The sequence below is a fragment of the Pseudovibrio sp. Ad46 genome (genome assembly GCF_001623065.1).
Taxonomy (GTDB): domain Bacteria; phylum Pseudomonadota; class Alphaproteobacteria; order Rhizobiales; family Stappiaceae; genus Pseudovibrio.
The window spans coordinates 1-12,559 of sequence record NZ_LMCG01000011.1; the positions used below are offsets into that span (position 1 = coordinate 1).

At 49.7% G+C, this 12,559-nt stretch carries 10 protein-coding genes; all 10 read right to left on the reverse strand.

Annotation, left to right across the window (positions count from 1 at the left end; genetic code table 11):
* The coding region (locus tag PsAD46_RS04280) for an autotransporter-associated beta strand repeat-containing protein (protein ID WP_193776908.1) at nucleotides 1-2,515 on the reverse strand (2,515 nt) is incomplete at its 3' end.
* 733 nt (nucleotides 2,516-3,248) lie between these two features.
* A complete protein-coding gene (locus tag PsAD46_RS04285; RefSeq protein WP_063289727.1) occupies nucleotides 3,249-3,788 on the reverse strand; it encodes a hypothetical protein in 540 nt (179 codons plus the stop codon).
* A 915-nt stretch (nucleotides 3,789-4,703) separates the two neighbouring features.
* On the reverse strand, nucleotides 4,704-5,354 hold the full coding sequence (locus PsAD46_RS04290) for a peroxiredoxin (RefSeq protein WP_041768617.1): 651 nt from the start codon (nucleotides 5,352-5,354) through the stop codon (nucleotides 4,704-4,706).
* Nucleotides 5,355-6,833: 1,479 nt separating this feature from the next.
* Entirely contained in the window at nucleotides 6,834-7,328 is a 495-nt protein-coding gene (locus PsAD46_RS04295; protein WP_063306223.1) for a hypothetical protein, read from the reverse strand.
* Nucleotides 7,329-7,354: 26 nt separating this feature from the next.
* Nucleotides 7,355-8,008, reverse strand: coding sequence for a hypothetical protein (locus PsAD46_RS27840; RefSeq protein ID WP_153040678.1), 654 nt, complete (start codon nucleotides 8,006-8,008; stop codon nucleotides 7,355-7,357).
* Nucleotides 8,005-9,126 carry a DUF4123 domain-containing protein gene (locus PsAD46_RS04305; protein WP_063306225.1) on the reverse strand — a complete coding sequence of 374 codons (1,122 nt, stop codon included), beginning with the start codon at nucleotides 9,124-9,126 and terminating at the stop codon, nucleotides 8,005-8,007. Before PsAD46_RS04305 ends, PsAD46_RS27840 begins: the two co-directional genes overlap by 4 nt.
* Nucleotides 9,123-9,491, reverse strand: a complete 369-nt coding sequence (locus PsAD46_RS04310) for a PAAR domain-containing protein (RefSeq protein ID WP_082596416.1) — start codon at nucleotides 9,489-9,491, stop codon at nucleotides 9,123-9,125. The genes PsAD46_RS04305 and PsAD46_RS04310 overlap by 4 nt, the downstream gene beginning before the upstream one ends.
* 9 nt (nucleotides 9,492-9,500) lie before the next feature.
* Nucleotides 9,501-11,597: a type VI secretion system tip protein TssI/VgrG gene (gene tssI, locus PsAD46_RS04315; RefSeq protein WP_063306226.1), complete on the reverse strand. Its 2,097-nt coding sequence runs from the start codon at nucleotides 11,595-11,597 to the stop codon at nucleotides 9,501-9,503.
* A 67-nt stretch (nucleotides 11,598-11,664) separates the two neighbouring features.
* Nucleotides 11,665-12,174 carry a hypothetical protein gene (locus PsAD46_RS04320; RefSeq protein ID WP_153040679.1) on the reverse strand — a complete coding sequence of 170 codons (510 nt, stop codon included), beginning with the start codon at nucleotides 12,172-12,174 and terminating at the stop codon, nucleotides 11,665-11,667.
* A gap of 2 nt (nucleotides 12,175-12,176) precedes the next feature.
* A partial coding sequence (locus PsAD46_RS28040) for a hypothetical protein (RefSeq protein ID WP_208981672.1) occupies nucleotides 12,177-12,559 on the reverse strand: 383 nt, incomplete at its 5' end.

A 12,559-nucleotide genomic window follows, 5' to 3' on the forward strand; every position in this document is an offset into this window, starting at 1 on the left:
GCGATCCATCCAGCGTCAGATCACCGCCAACAGTGATGAGGTCACTGTCTACACCCGCTGTGCCAGACGGAGATCCAAGCTCAAAATCCAGAACGGATGCGGAGGTCAGATTAAGGTCACCGCCAATCGTCAGCCTACCCGGACTGTTACCCGCTGCAATCGTTCCGCTTGCAACGGACACCGATCCGCCAATCGTGCCTGACCCACCAAGGCTACCGCCGTTGACTGTAACATCACCAATGGAGCCATTAACAACCAGCCTTCCTCCCGAAACGGTGGTGCCGCCGGTATAGGTGTTGATGCCGGTCAGGATGGTGGTGCCAGCAAGCTGATTAACACTGCCATTCCCGTTAACGGCAGTCGAGAACGTGTAGTCGGTATCCGTGTGGTTGAAGTTGATCACCCCGGCACCGTAACCAAATTCAACCGCTGCGGCCTCCAGAACGCCTGCTGCTTGCGCAGTTTCGCCAGCAGCAGCACCAATATTGAGTGTGCCTTGTGAAACAGTGTCGACGGCCAGCTCGACATCACCATCTACATCCACGATGGCGCCATCTGCGATCGTCAGCGTCCCGGGCGCTCTATCTCCAACGATTATACGATTACTGCTCTCCCAAACGGAGCCTCCGCCCGTCACTGTAACAATACCCGAACTGGTCCCACTGAAGCTGGCACTGTCAAAGCCAATGTTGGCGAGACCAGAAGTGACCCTGCCGCCATTCTCTATTTTTAGGGAGCCGGCACCATACTGGCCGACGAAGAGAGTTCCGGCCTCCCAGACGGATCCGTCATTCGTCACAGTCACGGCACCTGTGGCGTCAGCCCCACCGATAACACTGCTCAGACCATTGGTAACCCTGCCGCCATCGGAGATGGTCAGCGTTCCGGTCCCATACACACCAACTGTAGAGTTAGTTGCAACATCTAACGAAGCCCCTGAACCCGTCACTGTCACGCTGCCCGACACGCGGCCAATATTCAGAAATCCACTATTAACCTCACTGCCCTCTCCAATGGTTAATGCGCCGGTACCGGCATAGCCGACCCTCAGCGCTTGAGTGTCGGTCAAAACACTCCCGCCGCGCAACTCCAGGGTACCGCCGGAAACTATAGTGTCGCCCGTGTAAGTGTTAGTTCCTGTCAAAATTGTGGTGCCGGAAAGTTGATTGACACTGCCATTCCCGCTGACATCCGCAGAAAAGGTGTAGTCACTATCTGTGTGATTGAAGTTGATCACCCCGGTACCATCACCAAATTCAACCGCTGCGGAATCAAGCGTCCCGGCTGCAGCAGCCGTTTCACCGCTGCCCGCACCAATGTTCAAAACGCCAGAACCAGTTGAATGAGCGCCCAGCTTAGTTGCTCCAGACACACTAACTGTTGCATCTTTGGAAATCGTCAGAGTGCCTTCGCCGCCGAGGCCGACAAACAGATTGCCCGAATTCTCCCAGGTTGACCCGGTGTCGGTCACCTCAACTGTGCCGATTGAGCCAATACCATGACCGATAATGCCGTTTGTATTACTCACCGTGCCACCATCGGATACCGTTAGAGTGCCATCGCCGGCGGCGCCGACATGCAGGTTGCCCGAATTGTCCCAGGTTGATCCGGTCCCTGTCACCTCAATTGTGCCGGTTGAGCCACTGCCGCCGCCAATAATGCCGTACTGATTGTTCACCGCGCCGCCATCGGATACCGTCAGAGTACCATCGCCTTGTTCGCCGACAAACAGGCCGCTCGAGATGTCCCAGGCTGATCCGGTGCCGCTCACCTCAACTCCGCCGGTTATGTCACTGTCGCCGCCGATGTAACCGTTCGAGCTACTCACCGCGCCGCCATCAGATACCGACAGTGTGCCATCTCCGCTTTCGCCGATACGAATGCTGTTCGAATTGCTCCAGATTGACCCAGTGCCGATCACTTCAACACTGCCAGTCGAGTCACTTTGATAACCGACATAACCGAACGCGCTTCTCACTGTGCCGCCATCGGATACCGTCAGAGTGCCGTTACCATAGTGACCGATACTCAGATCCACCGAATTGTCCCAGGTTGACCCGATGCCGGTCACCTCAACTGTGCCGGTTGAGCCACTGTTTTGGCCGATATAGCCGTGCGTATTACTCACCGCGCCACCATCGGACACCGTCAGAGTGCCATCGCCGTCGACGCCGACATATAGACGTTGCGCCTCTGCCGTTCCGTTGGTGGTTTTATTCGTTACAGTGGTCGGGTTGGGTGCTGTGGTATCAATGGTAACATAATGTGTACTATTCGGGATAATATCACTAGACCAGTTATCCTCAGTAAACCAGTCGGTCGAGTGGTTACCTTCCCAAGCCTGCCCAAGGGCGCCTGTTGCTCCGGACAACACCAAAGGCCCTGATACAATTACCGCAGCTGCAACATAGGGCGCTCGACTTGCTGTAACACCGGCCATTTTGGTCATGCGTCCACCGCACTTCAGACGGTTCAGAAAGTGCTTGTAACATACTGTTGTCGGGGGCGTAGTCATGTGGTTATCGGAACTCTTAGTTCTAATTCTTTGATGTACTCATCACACTTCAAGACCTGACCGTTTTGACGTGAAATGACGTGGAGTTTGTCGGTGCTTGTTCAGGAACACTCGTCAGCTTTTGGTATGGCTTCTCGAAAAGGCGCAAAATGGTACCTGCGAAGTGCTTCCGGTTCGGATGAACACTTTTTGTGGGCAACGCGCTCATGCGTAACGGTCTCTGCCACTCATTCGGATTGAAGTGGTGGAGAGAAAAAATGAGCAACTGCATCAGATTAGAGATGGTCTCTTGCTATGTGCTGTCGCTCATTTCATCCGGCTCGGCCCATCTTTGGTAGACTTTTCAATTACTTCATCGGCTGAAAATACTTAGGCTCCTAAACCTTCACAATAGAAAGAAATTGAAGGCTTTATCGCTATTAGCGATGAGGCAGAGGAGGAGGAATGCGGTCTCTTTTACGAGGTACATCAGTGGCCAAAATGTTGAGCAAATCTTGGATACAAGACTGCACGAGCTACATAACGTCTTAGAGGCGGCGAAGGTTGTCATAAACGAAGCGAGTGGGTCAGCGTTTTGAGCGGGAGTGAGCAATTGGCAAAATGCAAGGGTCGCCAGTGACACTGCTTGGAACTCAATCGGAGATATAGTGTTTTTCGAATGGAGTAACAGTTGCCCTTCGTTGAATGAAACTTGATAGAGTTTCCGGCGTAGATTTATTGCGGAGCTCCTCCTCTAAGTATATGGATCCTCTATAACAATGTGGGACAGTTCTCTGTTTACAGAGTGAATGTAGTTTGCCGCACAGCTCAGGCCGTAGACAATTGTGGCACACCCAAGCGCATAAGCCAGTGTAGTGTGCAACTCCGCTAGAAAATTTACGCTTTCCCCATGCACCCAACTCGCCACAGTAAGTCCCAAAGAGCTGCTAGGCCTTTCATTTACCAGCAATCTCACTCCACCAACGAGAGGCAAAATTACAAGGAGAGCAAATAGCACTGTGATTGATAGGCGAAAAAACCAATGGTGCGATTTCTTAAGAAGCCTGCGCTTTTCTACAAAGTAAAGTAGAATAAGCTTTCCAAGAATGGCGATCAAAAGTCCCATCCCCCAATATGCATGGAAGCGCGTGTAGCCCGCCGCATCGATCTCCGTTGCCCTCTGTCCTAAAACCCCAATCCCGAGCAGAAATTGAAAAGCACCCAAAACCAGAATTGCCCAGGTAAAGGTCTGAGATAGGTTCCTAATTTGAGTATTGTAATCTGAAAGCTGCATTGCTCACCCTTCCTCTAGGATCCAACTTTTCGGCAATTTCATTTGCAGAAATGGATTAGACTCTGGACTTTCACAACAGAAAGAAATTGAAGGCCTTATTGCTATTAGCTATGAGGTGAAGGAGGAGGAACACAGGCTCTGTTGGAGGACACTTCAGTGGCTGAAATGTAGGATAAACTGTGCATAAGAAGCTGTATGTGCCGCATGATTTACTGATGGCAGTGCCGGAAGAACGACCACCTGTTTGTGTTTGACTAGGCCACTGTGTTTGTCATCAAGGCCAAGTGAGTAGATCATCTTTTGTGCAGGAGAGAGTAACCAGGCAAATTGTAAGGCCTGTCAGCAATACCGCTGAGAAGCAGTACAAAGACATTCGACGCAGGTCATTTGGAAGTAAGCTAACCTGCCGCCTGTCAGAGCTACGAATACTCTTAAGCCAATACAGTTATCATTGAGCAATCTTTGTGATGCTAATGATCGCGAGCCCCAAACAGAAAACGCCACAGGAGGCTGCGCTTTAAACAGAAGTGTGTAGGCTTGTGAAGCTGCCAATTTGACCACATTTTGAAACTGTTAGAAATAGACATAGCGGCCAAACCGTCGCAAACCGTTTGCTCATATGCCCTAAAAACTGGGAGATTTTCTGATATTGCAGCTTCCGTGTAATATCGTCGATTTTCGAGATTAAAAGACCGAGATCCTAGATATAGCGCGTCTGCGCCAAGATTATATTCAAGAGAAATGACATCCAAACTGAGTTGATCTTAGAGAACGGCCAATTTCAGTGTGTTCTAGGACCAGAATAAAATTTGGAATAATCATACACTAAGAAATAAGTAGAGAAGAACCTCGGTAAATATTTCTTCCGAGGTTCATAATCGCTTAGCTTAGTAAAACATGATCAGACAAATGAGGCTAACGTGGCGCATGGACAGTGCGCAAATACGGCAAAATGGTATTCACCACACCGAATTTCGTTTGAGCATCCTCCGTGCTAACCGCTGGCGGTACAATCACATCTTGTCCTACCTGCCAATCAGCTGGGGTAGCAACGCCTTTGGCAGACATTTGCAGGCCATCCAAAGCACGCAATATTTCGGAAAAATTACGACCAACAGACATCGGATAGGTCATCATAAGTTTCACCTGCTTGTCAGGTCCAATGATAAACACTGAACGTACTGTGGCAGAGTCTGCTGGCGTCCGACCGTCTGGCATCACATATTCCGCTGGCAGCATGTCAAATGCTTTTGCCATCTCTAAATCGTCATCAGCAACAATTGCAAACTCTGGCCTGGCCCCGCCAACGGCTTCAATGTCACCTTTCCACTTTTTATGGTCTTCAACACCATCTACCGAGATACCCAATACCTTGGTGTTTCTAGCTTCCCATTCCTTCGCCAGTCTTGCAACAGCACCAAATTCAGTTGTGCAAACGGGTGTAAAGTCTTTAGGGTGCGAGAAAATTATCGCCCAACTGTCGCCAACCCAGTTGTGCAGGTTGAGTTTTCCCTGATCAGTCGTCACCGTCAAATCGGGAATTGTATCGTTTATACGTAAAACCATGGTTTGTCCTTTCGATAATGTCCACGGACATGATGTAATTTGCTGTGAGGCCATTTGAGTTAGCCGGCTGCATGGCTAATTATTACCAACTCATACAACATGCTCACGCTGATGCGTTTAGCCTATGCACGACTACACAGCCGAACTTCGCGTGCCAAAGTGGAAAATAAAGGTTTACTTGTTCAAATTTGAACAACTTGGCTGGAAGCAATCGGGCATTCGTTATCATTACTTCACACACCTCAGGTGTTGAGATATAATTGCTTCACTATCTAGATATAATACTTGAAGATCCAAAATTGCTTGTATGTTTTTATCGACAATAGTTATCGAAGCATACAGATCCCTCAACCTACATATCATTTGCTCGCAATTTTAGATTAGGCACTGCGATTTAATGTAATTGGTAGGTGGTCTCACCTTATTTGCCAGCGCTTATTTCATACAGCTCGTCTCATATTCATTATGCCTTCTAGTGATACAACGGCGGCTTGTAAGTGGCTCAATAGATCGCTGCAACAAAAAGAATTTGATGGCCCTATTGCTGTAAGCTATGAGCTGAGAGGTTCACGTCCGGTTCTGTGAGAGCCCGAGAGGGAAATTCATTCAGGCTACTCGATCAACTAAGGAGGCTTTGTTTACTTCCTCCATTTTTGAGCCTAAAAACACCGACCTACAGTTGAAACCTCGCATTAGCTGAGAATACGTCGGACACCTGCGAATGTCCGCAAATGGTCAATTCTTCATCAAGCAGGAACAGTCCTAAGGAAAGTAAGCGTCGCTGAGTGGATCTTAGCTTACCAACTGACGCTTTGCAGCAGCTGAGTCACTACGCCTACCTTGGAGGCCCTCGCCCGCACTGATCCGCGACTGCTATCGGCATTTCTCACCCATATCTGCTGAGTAAGCTGCTTACGAACGTGTCTCTTGTTGACGTTGTGTTATGTGTTTGATCTATTGATCAAATATTGGGTTGCGGGGGTAGGATTTGAACCTACGACCTTCAGGTTATGAGCCTCAAATTGTAAAGATTTTGCTATTCTTATATTTCAATGACATAGCACCACAACTCCTTGAATTATCTTATGTTCTCTGACGGCATTCGGGCACATTCAAGGTCTTTGGAAGAGAACAAATGCAGCTCAAACGGAGTATGGCTGTTGACGTAGTGTTGACGCGGGACTTTAAGTATCTTCGCGGTTTCAGCGCTCAAGTGGTGTTTCAAGATACGAAACCCCCTCGCTCGAAGTCCCGCCACTACGGTTAGCAGCGAAAACAAGATTGCCTTTGAAAGGCTCAGCCTTGGCTCTGATATAAAGTCGACTCAAGATGTGCCCCTGATCCTAGATAGCGTATCTCCAAGTGGTTAAAACGTTGATTTTGGCATCAATCAACCCGATACGCTGCTATCTCAAAAACCTCATACATCAGATTCAGTTATAGCTCGCTAAATCAAAGAGACGTTAAACAACGTCTACCTCAAAAATAGTAAAAATCATTGGTTACCTTGACGTCTTTAACGATATTTTCTTTATCAACTGTAAGAGTAATATCGTAAGATAACCCTGCTCCAGCAGCATCTCTTTTGGGATCTTTAATAGAGTATTGATAAGATATGGAATATTGATTTGATTTTAGCAATTCACTATCCTTAGAAGTGCGCCAATTCATATAAGCGGCATGATGATCACCTTTTTTGAATAAGACAAAGTCCTTGTCATAAATTTCACGTACCTGAGAAATGTGCTTGTTAAGAAATATCTTCTGATAGAACTCGGAAGCTGCTGGCCTGTCTATCGTGTCCAAGAACTTAAGATCTAACATTGGTTCATTCCCGTTATCAGGAAACGTTTTAAAAGTATAAATCTTCATAGATCTTTTATCTTTCTCATTCGATGCATAAAGTAGCGTTGGAATTACTATGGCTGCCACTAATATAGATATGCTTGTTATTTTTAATTTCCGAATAAACATGACGGTACTGTTCCAGTAAATATAATTTAATATAGAATGGTTCCCCAACCCGGTGTAAAGCGATCTGGTTTCAATACAGGTAAGCTGGTTTTCTCTAATATAGTTCTTACGACACTATTGCTATTAGGGCCGAGTGTATCATAATCGATATTTAAAGCGCCAATATTCCTAAGAATATTGGCAAAGGAATCATGGTAATCACAATGCGATGATCCTCTTGCGATTTCTAACATTCCAGACGGCCTATTATCGTATTTTCTCTCTTCAACGCTGCCAGACCAAAGCCCATAATGCGTAATAATTGCACCCATTGGATTTGTGTTGCCAATTTCTTGTCCGCCGTATGTCTCTCCCCCCAACCAGTCTGGCATCATAACCTCTGGAACACTAGATGCCTCATCTTTTTGCTCGCCTGTACGAACCTCGGGATTTGGTTCTGAATTTTGGGCATTTGCTTCTGTTGCATTGGGGTCTTCTGAAAACTCACTTCCTGTGGAAGGCCCTCCGCGATAATACCACATGGAGCCATCTCGTTTAGTGTAACGTATAAAAAGATGGCTTCCACCAGTGTCAAACACAGACGGATGGACAAAAAATGAACCCACTTCTACTTTGCATTCTGGACATGTCTCACAAATTTTTGTTGGGCTGCTGTTTGGCGGAGTGCTAGGATTACTCATGAGTTACTCCCCCGTTGATACACATGATGCCTGAAAAAATCTGCTCGTAACGAGGGGGTTGCGAAGGCTTGTTTTGCTTCTTCATAGTGCTGCTCAAACTTCTCTCCATATCTCCAGGCACAGAACACATAGGCTTTTTGATCAAATGCAGTTGAAAGGCCAAGTGAATGGGCATACTCCAATTGGCTCTTCACAAACGGCTTGATTGCTGCCAAGTTCGGTGGTCCTTTGCCCTCTGATTGACCTGTTTTGGCGAAATCTGCGATTATCTGTGCCACAAACAACTCCCACAGCATGTCCTCAAACGCTTTTTCCTGAGCCTTGCGGATGAGAGTGATATGGCTCTTGGGTCGTTCGTTGGTTTGTGTGGAGCTTTCTGTAATTGGCGTCATAGGCATGAGTTGACGGGTTTGCATGTTAAAACGGCCAGCTTTGCAATGCTGTCCCGATGCAGGTGCTGCAAAATGCCAGAGCTGCAGGGCATTGCACAGGCTGGGCTCCTCACACCAATCCTCAGCAATGAAGTCAGTAATTGGCCCGAAGAAAGCCTGCGTCTCCGTTGGGTTTGTAGAGAGCAACCAGACGCGCAGAACAGCTGGATCAAAAAACCGAAACCGCACCAACCGGCCATCACTTTCAAACTCAACGCGTAAATAACGCCGGAAATGTCGTCGCAGAAGCACGACATCCGTGGCTTCGTCCTCAGAGATATCTGGCGAAGCAACAAAAGCCCCGCGCTCTACTTGCTGCTTCAGACTTTCCAGGGGCGGTGTTCTGTAAAGCTCTCTGGCCTTTGACTTTGAAGCTAAGAAATAAATCCCCCAGCCTTTGCTCCAACCTTCCTCAATCAACCAATTGGTGAGATCACTATTCTGCTCCAACCTCACCAGATAGGGAGCGGTCAAGGCCAGTTCTTGTGCCAGTTCTCCAGCAATCAGACTGCACCAGTTGGTATGCTCTTCTCCCAGCAACCGGCCATAGATATCTTCACACCATTGTCCGTCGATAATCGCATAAGCGGCAATGTCCTCAGAAACTTTATCAAACAGACTTGCCTTCACACTGTCCGCGATGAACGTATCTGGCTCTACATCGATAGATAAAGCTGCCTGTGTCATGAGGCATCCTTAGCAAATGGACATTCCTCGGCGAACGGCTTGCGTGTCCCTGGAGGGGACGCAGCGCCGATGAATACATTGGCGCTTCCCGAGACATCAGCACCACCACAATCTATCGGATCGCCAACACGGCCTGCTTGCTTGTTGTTAAAGTTCACCGTGGGGCTACCAGCCGCCAATGCTCTGCCATGAGAAGGAGACGGGCATGGTGAACAGCCATGGGGCGCATAAGCATCCCCCTGCCTTACAGCAGGCCGGTTGTTAATGAAGATATTTGGACTTCCGGCAATGGCAGGTGTTGGCGGAAAGTGACAATCATGGCCAGAGCCAATGTCACCTAAACGAGCTGCGGGTTTTCCTGACATAGACCTCTCCTATTTCTCAAAGGAGCGGGCATAACGCTCGGCATGGGGACCTTGATAATCTTCTGGTGCAGATGGTTCAATGAATGGAACATCCTTGCCTGTCGCAGGGGCCCCTGCCCCGCAATTGACATTCACAACAGTGCCTTCAATCTTGATGCCGCTCGCATCAATTCGAATGAAGTTGCCGCCCACGTTGAGAGAGATCGCAGAGCCAGCACGAACAACCACCTGATCACCGCCATCAACAAAGATAGTACCTGGAGCGGTGTAATGCTGGTGTGCCAGACTTTCCATACGAATGTTACGGTTCACCTTGGCGGTATAGTTGCCTCCAACCTGCAGCGTTTTGTCATCAGCAATGCTTTCATTGTCGGCTGCGTCAACCTGCGTGCGGCGAACCGCTTTCACATGAAGGTCTTTCACACCAGAGATGGTTTCTCTGTGTGAGCCTTCCACCTCAATATCCTTTGATCCGCCTATAGATTCAGACTGAGATCCTTCGATACGTTTGTGGCGGTTGGCCCCCACCTTCCAGGTCTCGTTATCTTCAACAACGCCGTTGTGGAATTTCTGGGCGTGGAACCAGACTTCCTCTTGTCCGCCCTCGTCCTCAAAGCGGAGCTCATTGGACCCTGTTGCCTTGTGGCTGTCTGACTTCAGGACCATGCGGGTTTTGAAGTCTGGAAGCTTGTTCGGCGTACGATTGTTGTTGTGATACGTCCGCCCCGTGATGATTGGTTGGTCTGGGTCGCCTTCGAGGAAGTCTACGATGACTTCGTGGCCGATGCGGGGGATGGCGATGTGGCCCCAGCTGGCGCCGGCCCAGTTGGAGGAAACGCGGATCCAGCAGGAGGAGGTGTCGTTCTTCTGACCATGACGGTCCCACGGGAACCAGACTTTCACCCGGCCATGTTCATCGCAGTAAATCTCTTCGCCTTCTGGCCCGGTGACATGGGCGATCTGTGGGCCGTCCACCAAAGGCTTCTTGAGCAATTTGGGCCGGTATGGCAGGCGGGCGGGCATAACCTCAAACCCGGCACTGTAAGTGGTGGTGCCGCTGCCAGCTTCCTCCGTCACGGCTTGCGGCTGGCTACCCTGATGCGAGACGGTGAGCAAATGATATTTGATATTGTAGTCGTCGTTCGGGTGGTCCGTGAGCGCAAACTGATGACCGGCTATCAGGTGGATAGCATTGGTCGCACCATGCCCTGTCGTGGCCTCAACACGGGCTGCCTCCAGCCGGTGTTTTGTGAACGGCTTGCCGACATCATCCGCCTTGTAGCGCCCCGGATATTCATAGAGCGCGTAGTCTCCGGCAGAGCCGTTGTCCTCACCGCGCTGGTGGGCGTGTTGTTGGTTGTAAGGCGGGTTCTTGAACGAGTAGTCGCGCTGCATGAAGCTGGTGGCTCTGAGCTGTTCGCGCAGGACAAAACTGGAGCAATAGACACCTTTGACCGCCCCGCCAGCCATGGCGTTGTATTCCAGCTTGGGCTGATCTGGCAGCTGCGAGACGATCTGCGGGTTATCAATGAACTGCAGCGTATGCTGGCCATTGGCACCATAGGTGAAGTAATACCAGATGCCTTCTTCTGCCGTGATGCGGTCTAAAAAGCTTAAGTGACTTTCCCGGTACTGCACACAGTATTCGCGGGCTTCATGAGGCTCGGTCAGATCCCACTTCACATCCTCGACGCCGTGTTCCTTGAGCAGGATCTTGACGATCTCGGGCACGCTTTTCTTCTGGAAGATCCGGCAGTCAGAGCCATGGGCTAAACGGTGCAGGCTGGGCAGCAGCGTGAGTGAGTAACTGGTGCGGTGATGACCTTCATTGCCGCGGGCAATCTCGGCGACTACCCCAGAGAGATGGCGCAGGCCCTCGTATTTATGATGGATGGTCAACGTGGCGGGCGTATCGAGCAGGCTATGCAAGTCCAGCGCATTGTCGGGGCTGGCCAGCTCAATCTGGATCTGCGTGAGCCCGTTAAGGCGCTCTGTTGCCGAGAACCCGGTGACCAGCAATTCCGCGTTGGGCTGCGCAGGCGCTGCAAAGGTAAAGGCCAGATCTTGTTCCTGGAAGAGCTGCGGGATTTGGACAATAGCATTCATAACAAACTCACTGGCAAAAGAAAAAACAAAGGAAGCATAAGAACTGAGAGTGGTCTGGGGGGCTTTGTTAGGGCCTCACCACCGGTGGTGGATACGGTTTGGAATGCCATTCATCAGCGGGACATAAAGTGTCTGGACGCACATAGGTATGGAAGGATTTTGCCGGTGCGAAAAACTCGTTCTGGCAAAGTAGATACCCTTCGTCCTGCGCTCTTTGCCCAATTGATTGCGCCCATAGATTGCCAGAAATAGCAAAGACCAGGAGCGATCCAAAAATGAGAATGAGGTATGTTTTGACAGACCATTGAAGCCGTTGGTGACCCCAGGGCGTGAAGACAAAATGAGCAATGGGGATAGCAACAGATCCCAGAGCCAAAGCCTGGATGCCATGAGCAATTTCAAAGTGATCCTGTCCAAGCTCAATGACCTGCTGCGCGTAAAGAAAGTCAGAGATCGTACTCCACACCAAGAACACCATCAAAAGATCGAGCGCAGCAGCAAACCCATGTGCTCTGCGCGGATCCCGGCCAATCCACTGCCCAAAATGAACGGTTTTATTGATGTACCAGTTGATCATCATCACCGCCTGTAGATCTGGTTGTAAAGATCAGGCCCACCAAAATGCCAGATGGTCTCGCGTTCCAGATCATAGAAAAACCGATTGCTGCGGCGTTCAAGTTCTTCCACCTTTTGGCGCATGGAAACTTGTGCTTCACGAATAACTTGACCGGTTTTCTGAAGGCCGCGCGCAACAGCCTCACCAGTCCAGCGCAAGGCAGCAGACAGTTTTTCTCGCAAGCCAAACATCTTGTCCAGTTGTCCAAGCGCCATGCCAACAGCCATGCCAACAACAATGGCACCAGCCGTAATGGCAAGGGCGGGAATAGCAACTGTGGTGATAGCACCGGCCAGAAGCGCGCCAGCAGCTGCTGCGGCCATGCCAGCCCCAATGGCAACAGACT

What these genes read in the sequence shown, in the direction of transcription:
- PsAD46_RS04310 (WP_082596416.1), bottom strand. Translation starts at nt 9,491, where the DNA reads ATGTCAGGAAAACCCGCAGCTCGTTTAGGTGACATTGGCTCTGGCCAT.
- PsAD46_RS04295 (WP_063306223.1), bottom strand. Translation starts at nt 7,328, where the DNA reads ATGTTTATTCGGAAATTAAAAATAACAAGCATATCTATATTAGTGGCA.
- PsAD46_RS27840 (WP_153040678.1), bottom strand. Translation starts at nt 8,008, where the DNA reads ATGAGTAATCCTAGCACTCCGCCAAACAGCAGCCCAACAAAAATTTGT.
- tssI (WP_063306226.1), bottom strand. Translation starts at nt 11,597, where the DNA reads ATGAATGCTATTGTCCAAATCCCGCAGCTCTTCCAGGAACAAGATCTG.
- PsAD46_RS04320 (WP_153040679.1), bottom strand. Translation starts at nt 12,174, where the DNA reads ATGATCAACTGGTACATCAATAAAACCGTTCATTTTGGGCAGTGGATT.
- PsAD46_RS04290 (WP_041768617.1), bottom strand. Translation starts at nt 5,354, where the DNA reads ATGGTTTTACGTATAAACGATACAATTCCCGATTTGACGGTGACGACT.
- PsAD46_RS04305 (WP_063306225.1), bottom strand. Translation starts at nt 9,126, where the DNA reads ATGACACAGGCAGCTTTATCTATCGATGTAGAGCCAGATACGTTCATC.
- PsAD46_RS04285 (WP_063289727.1), bottom strand. Translation starts at nt 3,788, where the DNA reads ATGCAGCTTTCAGATTACAATACTCAAATTAGGAACCTATCTCAGACC.